The sequence below is a fragment of the Aquisalimonas sp. 2447 genome (assembly GCF_012044895.1).
Lineage (GTDB): Bacteria > Pseudomonadota > Gammaproteobacteria > Nitrococcales > Aquisalimonadaceae > Aquisalimonas.
This window is the reverse complement of sequence record NZ_CP050695.1, coordinates 3,339,746-3,357,029: the sequence shown is the minus strand read 5'-3', so window position 1 is coordinate 3,357,029 and position 17,284 is coordinate 3,339,746. Positions and strand designations below refer to the sequence as shown.

Here is a 17,284-nt window from a genome sequence, read left to right as displayed (position 1 = left end):
TCAGGCGCTTTCCGCTGTGAAGTGGTGGATGTGGCGCTGGCGCAGCGCGGCTCGATCGATTTTGCCATTGGGGCCGCGGGGCAGGGAGCCCTCCACGGGTACGAAATCGCCGGGCACCATGAAGGCCGGCAGCTCCTTCTGGCAGGCCTTGCGCAGGGCGTTGATGTCGTCAGTGCCCGTGGTGATGGCGAGGATGCCTTCACCGAGAACCGGGTGCGGGACGCCCACCACGGCGGCATCCTCCACCAGGCCGGTCCCGTGGAGGATTTCCTCGACTTCCGTGGGGCTGATGCGGTAGCCGGAGCTCTTGATCATGTCGTCCCGGCGGCCCATGAAATAGAGGAAGCCGTCTTCGTCCTGTTGCACGAGATCCCCGGACCACACGGCGGTTTGCTCCAGCGGCAGTTCGGGCGCAGGTGCCGGTGCGGGACGGAACCGCTGGGCGGTGCGTTCCGGGGCATTCCAGTAGCCCAGGGCCACCAGCGGGCCCCCGTGTACCAGCTCGCCGGTTTCGCCCGGGCCACAGAGGGCGCCGTCCGGGTGTACGACCTGGATGCGGGCATTGGGGATGGGCTGGCCCATGGAATCCGGCCGGCGGTCCAGTTCCTCCGGCGGCAGGTAGGTGGAGCGGAACGCCTCGGTGAGCCCGTACATCAGGAACACGCGGGTCTCCGGCAGCGTGCTGCGCAGCCGGTCCAGCGTGGTGCGGGGGAGTTTGCCGCCGGAGTTGGTGATGTAACGCAGATGTGCCGCGATACCGGCGGGCCACTTGCTCTGTACGAGCTGGTTCCACAGCGGCGGCACGCCGGCGAGGCCGGTGATGCGCGCTTCCTCCATCACCCGCAGCAGCTCCTTCGGCCACAGGTAGTCGTACAGGAACGCCGTGCCGCCGGCGTACAGGGCGGTGGTGACCTGGTTCAGGCCGTAGTCGAAACTCAGCGGCAGGGCGGCCAGGATCCGGTCATCGGCGGTATTGGCCAGGTACGCCACCACGCTCTCCACGCCGGCCACCAGGTTGCGGTGGCTCAGCACCACGCCCTTGGGCGGGCCGGTGCTGCCGGAGGTGTAGAGGATCAGCGCCGGGTCAGTCTCCACGCGGCGGGGCAGGGGCGCCGTTGGCGGCGTGTCGGTGAGTGCCTGCCAGCCGGCCGTCTCACAGTCGACGGCAATCGTGAGTTGGTCGGCGACGCTCTCCGGGATGGCGTCACCGTCTTGCAGGAGTTTCAAGCGCTGCCGGGAAGTGATCAGCCCCTGCGCGCTGCAGTCCCGGAGCACATGTGCCACCTGGTGGGGTTTCAGTGCGGGGTTGACGGGCACTGCGATGCCGCCGGCCAGGGTGACGGCGAACAGCGCCGCCACGGTTTCCGGGCGTTTGTCCAGGTACACCGCGACGCGCTCGCCCGGGGCCAGCCCGCGCTCGTGCAGCCTGCGGCCGGCGCGCAGCAGGTAATCCGCCAGTTCGGCGTAGGACCAGTGTCCGCGCCGCGTCTCCAGCGCGGTGACATCGGGTGTGCGCCGTGCCGATGCCAGCGGGATGTCGTGGAAGAGTGTGATCATCAAGCGTACCGCGCCGTCACGTCCTGCCCGTCGTTCTTGCAACCGGCGTCGACGTTCCTGATTTGCGACGGGGTCGACGGGTTGCCCTGCGGGGGGAACGGTAACATGCCCACCCGGCGCGTTGATCTTCACCGGCGCGCCGTTGATAATCCGGACGCGTCTTGAATCGGCGACAGTGTCGCCCTGTGAAGCGCTTTGCGAACCGGTGGCTGAATGCGCAGCGTCGAGGGGACTATTCACGCATGCCCACGCAGGAAGAAGTCAAAAGCATTCTCGATGAAGCGCTGGCGCTGGAAGGCCGCGCGCTGGAATTCGACCGGGATACCGAACTGCTGGGCGGCGTTCCGGAATTTGACTCCATGGCCGTGGTCTCGCTGATCGCCGCCATGGAAGAGCGCTTCGGCATCGTCGTCGACGATGACGACATCACCGCCGAGACCTTCGAGACCGTGGGCACCCTCGTGGATTTCGTGCAGTCCAAGCACCAGGCCCAGAAGGTGTCATGAGGATTGGCGTTTAGCGTAGGACCGTAGGGCGGACCTTCAGGTCCGCCAAACAACCGCTCACCCAAGCACGCACTCCGTAGGGTAGACCTTCAGATCTACCGTCTCAGCGGATCATTCGGCCGCCCGGATCCGGCCATAGGGGTTCCCAAGTCGCGGGAACGGCGGACCTGAAGGTCCGCCCTACGCAGGCTGGTCAGGCTGGGATATCGCGACTGACGTCGCTCCTGCGTTCGGCCATCGGCGTTTGCCTGCTACCACCCCGCAACGCCTGCGCGACGCGGTGGATGTCCTTGTAAAGCGGCCGGTCGGTGGTGATCGGTGGTGAGAGCTCCCGCACCCAGTCACGCAGTGCAACCGACGCCGGGCTGAAGCCGTCGTTGCCGAGAAGATCCATCCCCTGGGCCATGGTCAGCGCGCCGATGGCCTGCAGCTCGTGCAACTGGACGAGCGCATCGGCAGTCTTGCGGGCGGCGATGGTGCCCATGGTGACAACGTCCTGGTTGTTGGCGTTGGTGGGCACGGACTGGATTGAGGCCGGGTGCGCAAGGCTGCGCAGTTCCGCCACGATGGCGGAGGCCGATACCTGGGCGCCCATGAGTCCGCTGTGCAGCCCCGTGTCGGTGCCCTGCAGGAATGCCGGCAGCCCTCCGTTCTGTCGTTCGTCCGTAATTCGGGCGATCATGCGCTCGGTATGCACGGCGAGCTTGATGACTGCGTTGCTCAGACTGTCCGCCGCGAATGCGATGTGCTGACCGTAGAAGTTGCCGCCATGGAGCACCGCGTCCTCGTCCGGGTCGAAGATGGGGTTGTCCGTGACTGCGTTGATCTCGCGGTTGACGGTGGTGTTGTGGAAGTCGATGACATCCAGGATCGCGCCGAAGAGTTGGGGTGCGCAGCGGATGGTGTAGGGGTCCTGCAGTACGGCGTGGCTGTCGTGCACCGGTGCGGCGTCGTCCACTTGCTTGGGCAGGTACTGAGGCTGCGCAGGGATCAGCCGCTCGCTGCCTTCCGACAATGCCAGCAGCCGGCGGTGCGCCTCCTGCTGCCCGGGGTGCGGGCGCACGGCTCCGAGCGTTGACTGCCATGCCTCGAGGCGGCCGTGCAGGCATTCGGCATAGGCGACGGTGCAGCGCAGGGCGGTGTCCACGCTGCGCAGCGCCGCCTGGCCGTTCAGGGCGGCGATGCCGGTCATCGCTGCGGTGCCGTTGACCAGCGCCAGGGCGTCCTTCGCTTCGGGGGTCAGTGGTGTCCAGCCTCGCTCGGCCAGTGCCGTTGCCGAGGGCTTTCGGGTTCCGTTGTCGCAGACCTCGGCCTCTCCCATCAGTGCCAGTGCGATGTGCGCAAGGGGCGTCAGATCACCGCTGGCACCTACGGTGCCGCGGCAGGGCACGATGGGCACGAGGTCGGCGTTGAGCCACTGTGCCAGGCGGTCCAGCGTTTCCGGGCGCACCGCGGAGTGGCCCTGGGCCAGGGTGTTCAGGCGGACCGCCATGATGGCGCGCACGGAGGTTCGCTCCAGTTCCGGCCCGGTGCCGCTGGCCAGGTGGTAGATGAGGTTGCGTTGCAGTTCGCCGGCCTTGGATGGGTCGATATGGCGCCCGGCCAGCGGGCCGTAGCCGGTGGTGACGCCGTAGATCAGCCGGCGCTCGTCGATGAGGTGATCGAGCTGTTGCCGTCCCCGTTCGGCGGCCCGCAGAACATCCGCATCCAGCACCACGCCTGCGCCCAGGGCGATCCGCTCGATGTCGCTGCCGTCCAGCGGCTCGCCTCTGATGTGGATGGTGCTCAAGTGGAGGCCTCCCAGCCGTGGGGTTTGCCCGTCGTGGTGAAGTGGAGTTCGTTGACGAAGCGCCAGCGCGCCGGCCGTTCGGCGCTGGCGAGCTCGTTGCCCGCCCAGTCACGCAGTGCGGCTTCGGCCGCAGTCTCTTCGGTGCCCGCAGCCAGCACGATGGCGGCGCTAAGGCGTGGTTCCTCGCCGCCGTCATCCAGTTGCACGCTGCAGCGCTCCACCAGCGGGTGGCCGGCGATGCGGGTTGCGACATGGGCCGGCCGCACATTGCGCCCCGCCACCTGCACAACGGCGTCCTTGCGCCCCGTGGGCCGGAAGCGGCGGTCATCGCTGAACTCCAGGATGTCCTCCGGCTCGATGCGGACAGTCGCGCCGCTGACCGGGCGCCGCCGTTCCAGAGCATGTCCGTCCCAGCGCCAGTAGTCGAAGAGGGTGTACGGTTCATCGGCATTGAAGCGGAAGCCGACGCCGGCGGTTTCCGTGGAGCCGTAGATGGACAGCATCCGCTCCAGCCCCAGCGCGGTCATGTCGCGGATCAGCTCCGGCGGGCAGGGCGAGGTGGAGGTGACCGCCGAGACGCCGGCGGGCAGTGGACGCCCCAGGCGGCTCATCTGCCGCCAGCGCAACGGAAACCCGATAAGCCAGTCGCCGGCCTGCAGATCGGCGGGCGGCATGCCGGAGATGCTGCCCGCCCGGGACAGGGGCAGGTTCCGGTGCATGGGCAGCAGCACCGTGAACAGAAAACCGTAAATGTGGTGGGCCGGCACCAGGGAGACGATGCGACGCGCATCGGCCAGCAAATCGGCCAGCACCGCGATCTCCTGCTCGAGATCCTCGAGCCGGTGGGTGACGCGCTTGGGTTGGCCGGTGGTCCCGGACGTCCGGAACGTGACCGTACCGGTCTCCCGCATGCCGGTGGCGGCAAGATCGGCCCAGTCGATGATGCGCCGGTGGCGCAGGAGGTAGTCCCCCGCGCCCATGTCCTGCAGTCCGAAGCGCTCGGCGCAGTTGGTGGCCAGGGAGACCAGCTCGATGGAGTCCACCGGCAGTGCGTCGCTGCCGATGACGGTTTCGCCGTCCCAGCGGGTTGCATCCAGGTCCAGCAGACTGATGCCGCGCAGCTCCGCGAGCTCCTCCGCGATCAGGCTGCAGATCGCGGGCTGGAGGAAATTATGATCGAGTTCCAAGGGGCACCTGCTTGCGGCAGACCGGCCGCGGGTCACGGCCGGCCACCGTCAGAGACTTCTCAAACGCGCTTGACGAAGATCCAGAAACTGTTGCCCACCAGTGCCTTCTTCATGTGCACCTTCACCTTGGTGGGCTTCATTTGATAGTCGAACACGTACTCGAACATGGTGTTCATTTCGCCGCTCTTGACGCCTTCCTCGAAGCGGCCGCGGAATTCCTTGGAGTCCGTGCAGGGCGCGACGTCCGTGAAGAAGTTCTTGCCGATAACCGAATTCGGGTTACGGCCGGTGATGTCGCCCTCGGCGGCGTTGTACTGAAGGATCTTGCCGCTGCCGTCGAGCTGGATGGCGCCGAAGGCAAGCTGATCCAGGTCGCCGTCTTTCATGTTGGCCAGGGTGTTCTCGATGTTGTCGTTGCCGAACTGCACTACTTCCATGATTCACCTCGCAAAAACGCTGCACCGCTGTGCAGACCGGGTTGTATGATCATGCAGCGAGGGGTGCTCCCACATGACGTACCGGTATTGTATAGATAACCGTTACAGCAGACACCCGGAATGAGTGGCGGTGTGAACGGGTTCACATTTCCGTGGCCAGGGTGGGTCAGGTGCGAGGAATAGCCTTGGTGAGGGCATGTTGCGCCGGGGATCCGGGGGTATGGTCGCAGATTGCGCCGCTCTCCTGCGGGGCGTGGAGTGTCGCGGCTACGCACCCCGTGACCTTGCACGCGCCGGGAGCAGACCGCCAGTTGTCGTCTTACGCAGGATGGACCTTATACGTCCATTATGACCAACCTATAACGCATTGCGTGCATAACGCATCGCGTTATCATGCAACCATGATTCGGTCATTCAAGTGCGCGGACACGGAGGCGCTGGCGAATCGGCGCCGGGTCAATCGGTTCGCGAATCTTGAACGCGTGGCTCTTCGTAAGCTTCGTCAGTTGGAGGTGGCCGAGTGCCTGGATGACCTGAGGATTCCGCCAGCGAACCGTTTGGAAAAACTGAAAGGAGACCGTGAAGGTCAGTACAGCATCCGAATCAACCTCCAGTTCCGGATCTGTTTTCGATGGACTGACGCTGGGCCTGAAGACGTCGAGATTGTGGACTACCACCGCTGAGTGGTGGAGGCGATATATGAAGCGCTTGAAGCCTGTAACCCCTGGCGAACTTCTGCGCGATGAGTTCCTTGAACCCATGGGGATCTCACAGTACCGGCTCTCACGGGAAATCGGGGTGCCGCCGCAGCGCATCAGCGCGATCGTTGCTGGGAAAAGGGCGATAACGGCAGATACGGATCTGCGTCTGTGCCGCTTCTTTGGTCTGTCCAACGGCTACTGGCTGCGCGCCCAGGTTGCCTACGACACCGAAGTCGCCGAGGAAACGCTAGCGGAGACCCTCAAGCGGATCCGTCCCTGGACAGCCGCCTGACCCGGCATTACGCCCTTTCTGCGTGTTCGTCCACGCATTCAGCGTAGGGCGGACCTTCAGGAGCGCCAGGCGAAGCCTGGTCGCTTGGGATTGGTGGCATGGAGGCGGCCATGAAATTGCGAGAGGGACCCAGCGGGCCGTTGAGCCCGCCCGGTAGAGGTTGGCCACCAGCCGGAAGTGAGTCTTGCGCTGCAGTGGGTAACTGCTGTGGTGAAGCGTAGACAGCGAGTGTCCAGGCTGCGTGATTGAGCCCCGAAATCCGCGACATTGTGGGTGCCGACGGTGTCTGAAGACCGGAAGGCAGTAACGCTGCACTGTAGAGGCCTGGTGTGGTGTGCCCGCCGGGGTCCGAGAGCGGGGCATGGGCACATTGGGGTCCCCCAGGAACCTGGGAGGGCCTGTCGTCTCCGCCTAAGAAGTAGACGGTGCGGGCGACCGCTGATCCGCAGTCCGGGCCAGTGGTGGGAGCGTCCTCCTGCTGCTGGAGCGAAGGCTGAGGGCGCTGCGGCGGTATGGTGCTGCGAGGACAGCCAGAGCGGTGCCAGACGGGCGGCAGGCAGTCGGAGTCTCCCATAGTACCGGAGCAGCCGGGGAACGCGCCCCAGCGGACCCGGTGAAGGGGAAGGGGAGACCGTGTGAGTGGAGCTGTTGGAGGGACCGATGGCGGAGGCATTGGACTCTGATCTCATCTCAACGCGATGCCAACAGATAGCGGATCTGGCGCGGCGTCTTCCGGACAGGCCGCTTTTGACGTTGGCCCATCACATTGACGAGGCGTGGTTGCGTGAGGCGTATCGACGCACGCGCAAGGACGGGGCGCCGGGCGTTGATGGTCGCACGGGTGCCGCCTACGGCGAGGAGCTTGAGGCGAACCTGAGCTCGCTGCTGGAGCGGGCGAAGTCCGGGGCGTACCGGGCGCCGCCGGTGCGGGGCACCTCGATCCCCAAGGGTGACGGGAGCGAGCGCCGAGCGCTCGGCATTCCGACGTTTGAGGACAAGGTGCTCCAGCGGGCGGTGGCGATGGTGCTGGAGGCGGTCTACGAGCCGGAGTTCCACGAGGGCTCGTACGGCTTCCGCCTGGGACGCTCGGCGCACCAGGCGCTGCAGGCGGTCTGGCGGCCGTTGATGGCGATGGGCGGTGGCTGGGTGATTGATCTTGACGTGCGCAAGTTCTTTGACCGGGTCGACCATGGTCTGTTGCGGGAGGTGCTGCGTCGGCGGGTACGTGACGGCGTGCTGGTTCGGTTGATCGGCAAATGGTTGAACGCCGGCGTGCTGGAGGAAGGGCAGTGGCGCCAGCCCGGGCGGGGCACCCCGCAGGGCGGGGTGATCTCGCCGATGCTCGCCAACATTTTCCTCCACGAGGTGCTGGATACGTGGTTCGAGGACAGTGTCCGGCCCCGGTTGCGCGGTGAGGCGCACCTGGTGCGTTTTGCCGACGATGCGCTGCTGGTGTTCGCCTGCGAGAGCGATGCCCGGCGGGTGATGGAGGTGCTGCCCAAGCGTTTTGCGCGCTACGGGCTGGAACTCCACCCGGAGAAGACCCGGGTTGTGCGGTTCGACCGGCCCGGATCGGGCGGAGGACCGCACCCGGAGACCTTCGATTTTCTCGGCTTCACCCACTACTGGGGGCGGTCGAGGCGAGGGCGCTGGTGGTCAAGCGCAAGACGGCGCGGGATGGCTGCGCCGGGCCATGCATGCAATCGATCGTTGGTGCTGTGTGATGCGGCATCACCCCGTGGTTGAGCAGTGGCAAGCCCTGAACCGCAGACTCCGGGGCCACTACGCCTACTTCGGCGTGCGTGGTAACTTTGCAGCGATCGACCAGGTCCGCTCCCAGGCGATGCGCTCCTGGCACCGATGGCTGTCGCGGCGCTCGCAGAAGGCGGCGATCCCGTGGTCGGAGTTCTCCCGGTTCCTGGAGTGTTACCCGCTCGCCCGGGCCAGGATCTGCGCCACGTAGCGAAGCCACTCACACGAGGAGCCACTTGCGGGAAACCCGCACGAGTGGATCTGTGGGGGCCGGCCGGGTAACCGGCCGGCCTACCCGACGAGCGCCAGGCGAAGCCTGGTCGCTTGGGATTGGTGGCATGGAGGCGGCCATGAAATTGCGAGAGGGACCCAGCGGGCCGCAGAGCCCGCCCGGTAGAGGCTGGCCACCAGCCGGAAGCGAGTCTTGCGCTGCAGTGGGCGACTGCTGTGGTGAAGCGTAGACAGCGAGTGTCCAGGTTCCTGGGGCGTTACCCGCTCGCCCGGGCGCGGATCTGTGCCACGTAGCGAAGCCATGCACACGAGGAGCCACTTGCGGGAAACCCGCACGAGTGGATCTGTGGGGGCCGGTCGGGCAACCGGTCGGCCTATCCGACGTCCGCGAACACTTTCTGATCGGGTCATGCTTTGCGGACCTGGTGTTGCGTGGGGAGGCGGCCGTGCTCCTGGGCATTGCCACCATCGTGCTTGCTGCCAAGGAGCTTCTTCTGCGTCGGCTGACGACGAAGCGATTGTTGAACGGGACAGCTCTGCTGCTCGTGGTGACGCGGGGATGGAGCCGAGAAGGTGGCGCTCGTGACCGAACAGGTAAGGAGTGATAGTTCCTGCATCCGCAACTTGACATACCATATATGGTATCCATACTATTTTTGTTATGTGAGAAATATTCGAGCACAGGAAAGTGGCAAAGAGCCTGGCGGCAGCACCTGCCGAGGTTCAGAAGCGCTACGAGAAATGGAAGGACATCGTCGCCATCTCCGGGCCTCAGGGGCTGCGCCATATACGGGGCTTTAATGATGAGGCCTTGTCAGGTAGGTGGAAAGGATTTCGGTCCTCGCGACTCAATATTCAGTACCGCGTCATCTATCGTGTACAGAAGGATCAGGTGCTGGTAGCAGTCGAGAAGATAACTCCCCACGATTACGGGAGGAAATGAAATGAGCGAATATCGTAAAGCGAAGAAGCGAGTTGAGGTTTCTGTTGGTGAGTCAGTCCGGATCCTGCGTGAATTGCAGGAGATGAGTCAGAATGGTCTGGCGACGGCTACGGGGATACCTCAATCCACCATTTCTGCCATCGAGAATGATCGCGTACGGCTTGGTGTAGAGCGCGCCAAGGTCCTGGCGAGGGCTTTGCGGTGTCACCCCGCAGTTCTGGTTTTTCCTGGTTGGGAAGTCGAGGACGAGTCAGCCGCATAACCAGTCGGTCAACCGGACGCCAAAAGCGTATCGCGTCTGGTTCCCTCCGCTTGGGCTACGGCGTCGGACATCACGGGAGGAGACTGGGCTTGCCCCGGCGTCGTGGGAGCGGCGTCAGCCGCGATACCTTCCAGATCGGAGTAGGAGCGGCGCAAGCCGCGACCATTGTCCAGCGCTTCAGTACCGCTTGTTCCGCTCCCAATACAGCGCCGTACGCACAATGACGTCCAGGTCATCGTGCTGCGGCTGCCAGCCGAGCTTTGCGCGGATCCGGTCGGCATTGGCGACCAGACGGGCGGGGTCGCCGGGCCGGCGGTCGGCGTAGGTCACGTTCAAGGGCGCGCCGTTGACGCGGTTCACCGTCTCCAGCACCTCCAGCACGCTGTAGCCGTGGCCGTAGCCGCAGTTCAGGGTGAGAGAGGCGCCACCGTCGCGGAGGTGATCCAGCGCGAGGACGTGGGCATGCGCCAGGTCCTCCACGTGGATGTAGTCGCGGATGCAGGTGCCGTCGGGGGTGGGGTAGTCGGTTCCGAACACCTGCAGCCCCTCGCGCACGCCGGCGGCGGCTTCGGCGGCCACCTTGATCAGCAGCGTCGCCTTCGGGGTGGACTGGCCGATGCGCCCGTCCGGTGCCGAGCCGCCGACGTTGAAATAGCGCAGGCTCACGTGCTCCAGCGCGCCGGCAGTGGCGAGATCCTGTAGCATCCACTCCGTGGCGAGCTTGGAGCGGCCGTAGGGATTGATGGGGTTGAGCTGCGCGTCCTCGCTGGCGGCGTCGCCGTCCACCTCGCCGTAGACGGCGGCGGTGGAGGAGAACACGAACCGCCGCACGCCCTGGGCCACGCAGGCCTCGAGCAGGATGCGGCTGTTGTTGGTGTTGTTGCTGTAGTACTTCAGCGGGTCGGCCACCGACTCCGGCACCACCGTCTTGGCGGCGAAGTGCATGACGGTGTCGATGCCGTGCTCCCGCAGCAGGCGGTTCACCAGTTCGGCGTCGCCGGTATCCCCCACCACCAGTTCCGAGCCTTCGGTGGCCTCCCGGAACCCGGTGGAGAGGTTGTCCAGGATAATGACCCGCTCGCCGCGGGCTGCAAGCTGGCGGGCCACGTGGCTGCCGATGTAGCCGGCGCCACCGGTGACGAGAATGGCTGATTCGTTCAAGACGTTCCCCTGTCTGGGCTGGACGATGACGGTTATTATGGGCACCCCGCCGGGGAGGGACAACAGCGGCCCGCACGCGGCGACGGCCATTCCCTGTTCAACCAGCGGGAGCGATGACAATGGAGTTTCTCGATCCCTGGCTCTGGTGGCTGCTGGCCGCCCTGGCCTTGCTCATTATTGATCTCCTAGTCATTGGCGGCAGCGGCGGTTTTCTGCTTGCGCTGGCGGTAATGGCGTTTGCCGGGCTGATAGCGGCCCTGGTCGGGGCGTCGCTGGTGGTGCAGATGGCCACTGCGGCGGTCACCGGGATTGTCGCCCTGCCGGTGCTGCTGTGGGCGTTCGGGGCCATGGCCAAGGGATCGCCCGAGACGGGCAACGACGACCCGCGCCTTCGCACCACGCCTGCCGTGGTGACCGAGCACAATGGTCAGCTCGGCGTGTACTTCCTGGGCGATTTCTTCCCCGCGCGCCACACGGACAACAGCGCTCTGGTCGAGGGCGAGGAGGTCCTCATCGACCATTTCCAGGGCATCACGGCGATGGTGCGCCCCGTCAACGAGGCCGCCGACAGCAGCACGAACGGAAAATAAAGGAGCTCCTGCATGGAAAACCAACTGGGCGAAATGACGCCCTTGATCGTCACCGCCATCATTCTGCTGCTGGTCATCATCTTCCTGGTCAAGGGCCTGGTGATGGTGCATCAGCGCCGCACCATGGTGATCGAGCGGCTGGGCAAGTATCACCGCACCCTCGAACCGGGCCTGCGGTTCATCATCCCCTTCGTGGATCAACCGCGGCAGGTGAGCATCCTGCGTTTCGTCAATGGCGAGCCCTTGATTACCCGCGAGCAACTGGTGGACATGCGCGAGGTGGTGCTGGACTTCCCCAGCCAGAACGTCATCACCCAGGACAACGTCAACGTCCAGATCGACGGGGTGCTCTACTACCAGATCATGGACGCCCAGGCCGCCGCCTACGGCACCGAGAACCTGGTGCTGGCCATCCAGACCCTGGCACAGACCTCCCTGCGCTCGGAAATCGGCACCATGGAGCTGGACAAGATCTTCGAATCCCGCCAGGACATCAACAACCGCCTGCAGACCACCATGGACGAGGCCGGCGGCAAGTGGGGCGTGAAGGTCAACCGCGTCGAGATCCGCGACATCGACGTGCCCAACGAGATCCGCGAGGCCATGAATTCGCAGATGGTGGCCGAGCGCAACCGTCGTGCCACGGTGCGTGAGGCGGAAGGCTACAAGCAGGCGGAGATCGAGCGCGCCGAGGGCGACAAGCAGGCCGCCATCCTCAAGGCCCAGGGCGAGCGGGACGCCGCCATCGCCAACGCCGAAGGCGATCGCAAGGCCGCGGTGCTAGTGGCCGAAGGCGAATCGGAGGCCATCGCCAAGGTCATGAGCTCCACGGAAGGCGCACCCAACAGCACCGAGATGGCGGTGAACTACCTCATCGCCCAGCGCTACATGGAAACCCTGCCCACCATCGCCAAGGACGGGGAGCGCGTCTTCCTGCCCACCGAGATGACCTCCCTGCTCAGCTCCATCGGCGGCATCCAGGAGCTGCTGAAGGCCGGCAAAACCCCCTGATCGGAGAGGCGTAGGCATCAGGCGTAGGGCGGACCTTCAGGTCCGCCATCACCGGACAGGCCGGCCGGGGTGGCCGATCCGCGGCCGACACTGTGGACCTGAACGTCCACCCGACGCCTGACTATCGCGACTGACGTCGCTCCCACAGCCACCGGGAAAGCACACGGCCAAAACCACCCCGTGGGCGCGACGTCAGTCGCGACGTTCCACCACGATTCAGTCGTACCAGAACGCGCCAGCGTAGTGGGCGCGAATGGTCTCGTCTTTCGTGATGAGCTCGCCTTCAACCAGCGCCGCCTGAGCGACAATCAATCGATCAAACGGGTCACGCGTCCAGTTGTGTCGCTGCGCCTCCTGCACAACGGCGTAGAACGGTGCATTGCAGACCTGGAGCCCCAACGCGGGCGCCAGGGCGTCAATGACCGGGAGTGCTGGCTCACTCACGCGGCCGATCTCATGAAGGTACTGCAGTTCCAGCCTGACCATCGGTGAGATCAGTAGTCGTTGGGCGGCCTCGATGCGCTCTGCAACCCCTGTGGGTACCCCTTGACGCCCATCACTGTACAGCCAGACGAGTACATCAGTGTCCAGATAAGTCACGGTCGCCATTCGCCGGACCAATCGATGTGCACAGCGTCGTCTTTGGGAACCTTCAGATAGTCCGAGTGCGGCCGGAGAAGAGACAGCCGTGGCGGTTGATCGGCTGTAATCCGGATGCGGCGCCCCTTTCGCTCTACCTCGACGGTTTCTCCGGAAGCCAGCACATGGTCCAGAACCCGATACAGGTCCGCCCGAAGACGGGTCGGCGAGAGTTCTTCAGTCATGGTCGCTGCCTCTGGTGTACGTGATTTGCATCAAGCGTACGCTTTTGCCGCAGAGCTCACAAGAAGATGAGGCGAGCCTGGACCGGGTGGGCAATAGTGAGAATGGCAGTAACCGTAGGGCGGACCTTCAGGTCCGCCATCCACGGATTTGCAAACCGGGTGATTGTTCGAAGTCACCAACGGTGGACCTGAAGGTCCACCCTACGGGGCTACGGGGCTACGGGGCTACGGGGCTACGGGGCTACGGGGCTACGGGGCTACGGGGCTACGGGGCCGGCTCCGCCCCGGGGCATCCCTCAGAACTGCGCCACGTCCATCGCGCCCACGGCATCATCCCCGGCGAGCACCGCCGGCAGCAGGGCGGCGGCGCGGGGCAGGATGTGCTGGGCATAGAACCGGGCGGTGACGATCTTGGTCTCGTAGAAGCCCGTCTCCGCTGTGCCGCCATCCAGCGCGGCACGGGCGATGAGCGCGGAGCGCGCCAGCAGCGCACCGCCGCAGACGTAGCCGGCCAGCATCAGGTACGGCACTGCGCCAGCCGAGGTTGCCGCCGGGTTCTCGCCGTGGGTGCGCACCACGTACTCGGCGGCCTCCCGCAGGGCGTTGATACCCGCGGTGAGCGGTTCGTGGATGGCGCGCACGCCCGCATCACCGCTGCCCTCGAGCTCCGCGGCCAGGCCCTCCATCTCGGCGAGCATGGCGTGCATGGCCTTGCCGCCGTCCTTGTAGGTCTTGCGCCCGATCAGGTCGTTGGCCTGGATGCCCGTGGTGCCCTCGTAGATGGTGGTAATCCGCGCATCCCGGTAGTGCTGCCCCGCACCCGTCTCCTCGACGTAGCCCATGCCGCCGTGGACCTGCACCCCGAGGCTCGCCAGCTCCTGGCCCACCTCCGTGCACCACCCCTTGACGATGGGGATGAGCAGATCCACCCGCGCCTGGTGCTGTTCGCGCTCCTTGGCGTCCGGGTGCCGACGGCTGATGTCCATGGACCACGACGCCGAGTATGCCAGCGCTCGCATGGCTTCGATCTGCGAACGCATGGTCAGCATCACGCGCTTGATGTCGGGATGGTGGAGAATGTTCACTTTCTGCGCCGGATCGCCGCCGGCGGGGGTGCCCTGGATGCGCTCCGAGGCATACCAGCGCGCCTGCTGGTAGGCGCGATCAGCGATGGCGAGCCCCTGCACGCCGACCTTGTGGCGGGCCTCGTTCATCATGGTGAACATGTACATCAGCCCCTTGCCTTCCTCGCCCACCAGGTAGCCGATGGCGCCCCCTTGGTCGCCGTAGGACATGGTGCAGGTGGGGCTCGCGTGGATGCCGATCTTGTGCTCGGTGTTCACGCAGCGCACGTCGTTGCGCTCGCCCGGGTTGCCGTCGGCATCGGGCAGGAACTTCGGCACGATGAACAGCGAAATCCCCTTCACCCCCGCCGGGGCATCCGGCGTGCGCGCGAGCACCAGGTGGACGATGTTCTCCGCGCAGTCGTGCTCGCCCCAGGTGATGTAGATCTTCTGCCCCTGGACGAGATAGTGGTCGCCCTCGGGTGTCGCGCGGGTGCGCACCGCGGCGAGATCCGAGCCCGCCTGGGGCTCGGTGAGGTTCATGGTCCCGGACCACTCACCGGAGACGAGCTTGTGGAGATACGTCGCCTGTTGCTGCTCGGTGCCGTGGGCGTGCATCGCCTCGATGGCGCCGGCGGTGAGCAGCGGCCCCAGGGCGAAGCTCATGTTCGCCGCCTGCCACATCTCCTGGGTGGCGGTGGCGACCAGCTCCGGCAGCCCCTGGCCGCCGAAGTGCTCGTCACACTGCACGCCGTTCCAGCCGCCCTCGACGAACTGCTGGTAGGCGTCGACGAAGCCCTCGGGCATGGTGATGGCGCCGTCGTCCCAGCGCACGCCGGTCTGGTCGCCGGACTGGTTCAGCGGTGCGAGCACGCCACCGGCGAACTTCGCCGCCTCCTCCAGTACCGCATCGACCAGCTCCGGGCTCGCCTCCTCGAACCCCGGCAGCCCATTGATGGCGTCGAAGTCCAGCAATTCCTGCATCACGAAGCGCATGTCGCGCGTGGGGGCGGTGTAATCGGTCATGATGTGACTCTCTCTCTCTCTCTCGAATTCAGTTGATGACCAGCACCGGGCAGTCGGCGTAGTGCACGACCTTGTTGCTGACGCTGCCCATGATGAGTTCGCGGAAACCGGTCAGGCCCCTGCGGCCAATGACCACCAGCGGGGCATCCAGTTCACGGGAGCGCTCGATGATGCAGTGGGCAGGGTCGCCCACGGTCACTTCGTCCCGGGCGGTGATACCGGCGTCCTGCAGGGCCTTGGCCGCCTTCTGCGCGACCTCCGCGGCCTGCCGCCGCCGATCATCCTGGATGTCCTTCTTGCTGATCTGGCCGGTGGCCATGAGTTCCGAGGGCATGACATCCCGGTCCACGGCCACCGACAGGGTGATGACTTCGGCGCCGCTGGCCGCGGCCAGCTCGCGCGCCGCCTGCAGGGCGCGCTCCGCCGTGTTCGAGCCGTCCACCGGGACGAGAATGGTGTTGTAGAAGCCTTGCTCCGTCATGATTGAGTCTCCTCCGGGGGCGCCGGATCGGCGGCGCCCCGTGTCCTGGTTAGTCCTCGCCTTCGACCTTTTGTGCCGGACGCCGGCCGTGCTCGTCACGCGGCTCGCGGCCGAAGAGGTTGGTCTTCTCCACGATGATGTACAGCAGCGCGCCGGCGGCAAGGCCCCAGCCCGCGCCGTAGACCGCCAGCACCACGGCCATGACGCCGCCGACACCGCGCTCCACCTGGGTTTCGAGCTGCTCCAGGCCGACCATGATGCAGATGTAGCCGGTGAGCAGCAGCGTCAGTGACAGCGCGATGGGCAGCACCGGCTGGAAGAACGACACCAGCGGCAGGATGAACAGGGCGATGAAGCCCGTGACCCAGAACGTGCCCGAGCCGCTGTGGATGGACTCCATGGCGTTGCGACCGTACTTGTAGCGCTCGGCCATGGTCGCGGCGACGGCGGTCCAGATGGGGCCGGCCAGCCCCGGGTAGGGGGCGAAGAACGCGTGCAGGGCGTTACGGATGGCGGTGACCAGGTGCACACGGTCGATGTCGGTGTCGATCTTCTCGTCCTGGCGCAGGTGGTCCACGCGGTCGAGCAGGGACTTGCCGACGATGATGTCGCCGAAGGCGATGATGTAGGCGATCAGCGCCGTTGGGATGGCCAGCATGAAGATGTCCAGCCCCGGGAAGCCGACCATGAACGGCAGATAGCCCCACATCTCCGCGAACGCCGGCTGGGTGATGCCGAACTCCACGTCGGGGAAGGGATACTCCATGACCAGGAAGCCGACGATGATGGCCACCACCATGCCGGGCACCATGCCGTAGTTGGCCACCTTGCGGGCCAGGTCGGACTTGTCCACCAGGTGCTTGAAGGACAGGCTGAACATCAGATAGGCGCACACCAGACCGCCGATGATCAGCGAGATGGGCGTCTCCGCCAGGCGGCCGCCTTCCTCGATTTCACCGATGATCGCGGCCACGCCGGCACCGATGATGATCCCGCCCTTCATGGATCGGGGGATGATGTTGACCAGCGTACTGCCCAGCCGGGTCACTCCCAGGATCAGGAAGATCAGGAACACCAGGAACTGCAGGGCGAATAGGGCCTGGATCGCCTCGGGCCCGGGCTCGAAGTCCCCCAGAAACAGCACCACCACCGGGATCGCCGGGGTGATCCAGCCGGGGACGAACGGCACGCCCATCAGCGCCGGCAGCAGGAAGCCGATGCCGCACACCACCACGTAGGCCAGGGCCACGTCGTAGGGCAGCCCGAGGTATTGTTCCAGCAGCGGGATCATGCCCAGGCTGACCACGAACATGATCAGGCCCTGGATCATTTCCGCCATTTCCCACCGGTAGTGGATGAACGGCAGGCGAATCTTGAACGGGCCGGCAGGCCAGTAAGGCTGCTCCTCGCCGTGCTGGCGCTTGTAGAGTTGCATGGGGTCTCCTCCGTGCTCTTTGATCGAATGCTGGG

Annotated in this window: 19 protein-coding genes; 9 read left to right on the top strand and 10 right to left on the bottom strand. The window is 65.6% G+C overall.

Annotated features, from left to right (window positions below; all coding sequences use genetic code 11):
* Complete coding sequence (locus KU884_RS15910) at positions 1-1,557, bottom strand: acyl-CoA ligase (AMP-forming), exosortase A system-associated (RefSeq protein ID WP_167783539.1); 1,557 nt, start codon at positions 1,555-1,557, stop codon at positions 1-3.
* A gap of 242 nt (positions 1,558-1,799) precedes the next feature.
* On the opposite strand from KU884_RS15910, the gene KU884_RS15905 reads away from it, so the two are divergent.
* Positions 1,800-2,063 carry an acyl carrier protein gene (locus KU884_RS15905; protein ID WP_167783538.1) on the top strand — a complete coding sequence of 88 codons (264 nt, stop codon included), beginning with the start codon at positions 1,800-1,802 and terminating at the stop codon, positions 2,061-2,063.
* 193 nt (positions 2,064-2,256) lie between these two features.
* Here KU884_RS15905 and hutH read toward each other — a convergent pair whose 3' ends face one another.
* Genes hutH through pyp form a run of 3 tightly spaced genes read right to left on the bottom strand, consistent with a single transcriptional unit; the run spans position 2,257 to position 5,476 of the window.
* Positions 2,257-3,852, bottom strand: coding sequence for a histidine ammonia-lyase (gene hutH, locus KU884_RS15900; protein WP_254432081.1), 1,596 nt, complete (start codon positions 3,850-3,852; stop codon positions 2,257-2,259).
* Positions 3,849-5,039, bottom strand: a complete 1,191-nt coding sequence (locus KU884_RS15895; protein WP_167783537.1) for an AMP-binding protein — start codon at positions 5,037-5,039, stop codon at positions 3,849-3,851. The genes hutH and KU884_RS15895 overlap by 4 nt, the downstream gene beginning before the upstream one ends.
* Positions 5,040-5,098: 59 nt before the next feature.
* Positions 5,099-5,476: a photoactive yellow protein gene (pyp, locus tag KU884_RS15890; RefSeq protein WP_167783536.1), complete on the bottom strand. Its 378-nt coding sequence runs from the start codon at positions 5,474-5,476 to the stop codon at positions 5,099-5,101.
* A 401-nt stretch (positions 5,477-5,877) separates the two neighbouring features.
* Here pyp and KU884_RS15885 point away from each other — a divergent pair, with 401 nt between their 5' ends.
* The 6 genes from KU884_RS15885 to KU884_RS15865 all read left to right on the top strand — a co-directional run bounded on the left by KU884_RS15885 (position 5,878) and on the right by KU884_RS15865 (position 9,657).
* Complete coding sequence (locus KU884_RS15885) at positions 5,878-6,159, top strand: type II toxin-antitoxin system RelE/ParE family toxin (protein ID WP_167783535.1); 282 nt, start codon at positions 5,878-5,880, stop codon at positions 6,157-6,159.
* Between the two features lie 16 nt (positions 6,160-6,175).
* A complete protein-coding gene (locus KU884_RS15880; RefSeq protein ID WP_167783534.1) occupies positions 6,176-6,469 on the top strand; it encodes a HigA family addiction module antitoxin in 294 nt (97 codons plus the stop codon).
* 753 nt (positions 6,470-7,222) lie between these two features.
* On the top strand, positions 7,223-8,215 hold the full coding sequence (gene ltrA / locus KU884_RS15875; RefSeq protein ID WP_254432080.1) for a group II intron reverse transcriptase/maturase: 993 nt from the start codon (positions 7,223-7,225) through the stop codon (positions 8,213-8,215).
* Entirely contained in the window at positions 8,193-8,432 is a 240-nt protein-coding gene (locus tag KU884_RS19050; protein WP_217351354.1) for a hypothetical protein, read from the top strand. Before ltrA ends, KU884_RS19050 begins: the two co-directional genes overlap by 23 nt.
* Positions 8,433-9,140: 708 nt before the next feature.
* Positions 9,141-9,395: a type II toxin-antitoxin system mRNA interferase toxin, RelE/StbE family gene (locus KU884_RS15870; RefSeq protein ID WP_254432079.1), complete on the top strand. Its 255-nt coding sequence runs from the start codon at positions 9,141-9,143 to the stop codon at positions 9,393-9,395.
* Position 9,396: 1 nt separating this feature from the next.
* Positions 9,397-9,657 carry a helix-turn-helix domain-containing protein gene (locus KU884_RS15865; protein ID WP_167783533.1) on the top strand — a complete coding sequence of 87 codons (261 nt, stop codon included), beginning with the start codon at positions 9,397-9,399 and terminating at the stop codon, positions 9,655-9,657.
* A gap of 177 nt (positions 9,658-9,834) precedes the next feature.
* Here KU884_RS15865 and galE read toward each other — a convergent pair whose 3' ends face one another.
* The gene (galE, locus tag KU884_RS15860; RefSeq protein ID WP_167783532.1) at positions 9,835-10,818 is read right to left on the bottom strand and encodes a UDP-glucose 4-epimerase GalE; all 984 of its coding nucleotides are present in this window, start codon (positions 10,816-10,818) and stop codon (positions 9,835-9,837) included.
* 119 nt (positions 10,819-10,937) lie between these two features.
* On the opposite strand from galE, the gene KU884_RS15855 reads away from it, so the two are divergent.
* Both KU884_RS15855 and KU884_RS15850 read left to right on the top strand, forming a co-directional pair.
* Positions 10,938-11,408 (top strand): NfeD family protein, encoded by a 471-nt coding sequence (locus tag KU884_RS15855; protein ID WP_167783531.1) that lies wholly within the window; start codon positions 10,938-10,940, stop codon positions 11,406-11,408.
* Between the two features lie 33 nt (positions 11,409-11,441).
* Entirely contained in the window at positions 11,442-12,419 is a 978-nt protein-coding gene (locus KU884_RS15850; protein ID WP_167784299.1) for an SPFH domain-containing protein, read from the top strand.
* Between the two features lie 216 nt (positions 12,420-12,635).
* On the opposite strand, the gene KU884_RS15845 is transcribed toward KU884_RS15850, so the two are convergent.
* From KU884_RS15845 to KU884_RS15825, 5 genes are all read right to left on the bottom strand, one after another.
* Positions 12,636-13,028, bottom strand: coding sequence for a type II toxin-antitoxin system VapC family toxin (locus tag KU884_RS15845; RefSeq protein ID WP_167783530.1), 393 nt, complete (start codon positions 13,026-13,028; stop codon positions 12,636-12,638).
* A complete protein-coding gene (locus KU884_RS15840) occupies positions 13,016-13,243 on the bottom strand; it encodes a type II toxin-antitoxin system Phd/YefM family antitoxin (protein WP_167783529.1) in 228 nt (75 codons plus the stop codon). Before KU884_RS15840 ends, KU884_RS15845 begins: the two co-directional genes overlap by 13 nt.
* Positions 13,244-13,539: 296 nt before the next feature.
* The gene (locus KU884_RS15835) at positions 13,540-15,333 is read right to left on the bottom strand and encodes an acyl-CoA dehydrogenase (protein ID WP_167783528.1); all 1,794 of its coding nucleotides are present in this window, start codon (positions 15,331-15,333) and stop codon (positions 13,540-13,542) included.
* A gap of 28 nt (positions 15,334-15,361) precedes the next feature.
* Positions 15,362-15,814: a universal stress protein gene (locus KU884_RS15830; RefSeq protein WP_167783527.1), complete on the bottom strand. Its 453-nt coding sequence runs from the start codon at positions 15,812-15,814 to the stop codon at positions 15,362-15,364.
* Positions 15,815-15,863: 49 nt separating this feature from the next.
* Positions 15,864-17,249, bottom strand: coding sequence for a solute carrier family 23 protein (locus KU884_RS15825; RefSeq protein WP_167783526.1), 1,386 nt, complete (start codon positions 17,247-17,249; stop codon positions 15,864-15,866).
* Between the last annotated feature and the right edge of the window lie 35 nt (positions 17,250-17,284).

Bases quoted from the DNA above. Each gene is read 5' to 3' on its own strand.
- KU884_RS15840 (WP_167783529.1), bottom strand. From the start codon at position 13,243: ATGACTGAAGAACTCTCGCCGACCCGTCTTCGGGCGGACCTGTATCGG.
- KU884_RS15865 (WP_167783533.1), top strand. From the start codon at position 9,397: ATGAGCGAATATCGTAAAGCGAAGAAGCGAGTTGAGGTTTCTGTTGGT.
- KU884_RS15835 (WP_167783528.1), bottom strand. From the start codon at position 15,333: ATGACCGATTACACCGCCCCCACGCGCGACATGCGCTTCGTGATGCAG.
- KU884_RS15910 (WP_167783539.1), bottom strand. From the start codon at position 1,557: ATGATCACACTCTTCCACGACATCCCGCTGGCATCGGCACGGCGCACA.
- KU884_RS15825 (WP_167783526.1), bottom strand. From the start codon at position 17,249: ATGCAACTCTACAAGCGCCAGCACGGCGAGGAGCAGCCTTACTGGCCT.
- KU884_RS19050 (WP_217351354.1), top strand. From the start codon at position 8,193: ATGCGGCATCACCCCGTGGTTGAGCAGTGGCAAGCCCTGAACCGCAGA.
- KU884_RS15850 (WP_167784299.1), top strand. From the start codon at position 11,442: ATGACGCCCTTGATCGTCACCGCCATCATTCTGCTGCTGGTCATCATC.
- KU884_RS15830 (WP_167783527.1), bottom strand. From the start codon at position 15,814: ATGACGGAGCAAGGCTTCTACAACACCATTCTCGTCCCGGTGGACGGC.
- pyp (WP_167783536.1), bottom strand. From the start codon at position 5,476: ATGGAAGTAGTGCAGTTCGGCAACGACAACATCGAGAACACCCTGGCC.
- KU884_RS15885 (WP_167783535.1), top strand. From the start codon at position 5,878: ATGATTCGGTCATTCAAGTGCGCGGACACGGAGGCGCTGGCGAATCGG.
- KU884_RS15855 (WP_167783531.1), top strand. From the start codon at position 10,938: ATGGAGTTTCTCGATCCCTGGCTCTGGTGGCTGCTGGCCGCCCTGGCC.
- KU884_RS15905 (WP_167783538.1), top strand. From the start codon at position 1,800: ATGCCCACGCAGGAAGAAGTCAAAAGCATTCTCGATGAAGCGCTGGCG.
- KU884_RS15845 (WP_167783530.1), bottom strand. From the start codon at position 13,028: ATGGCGACCGTGACTTATCTGGACACTGATGTACTCGTCTGGCTGTAC.
- KU884_RS15880 (WP_167783534.1), top strand. From the start codon at position 6,176: ATGAAGCGCTTGAAGCCTGTAACCCCTGGCGAACTTCTGCGCGATGAG.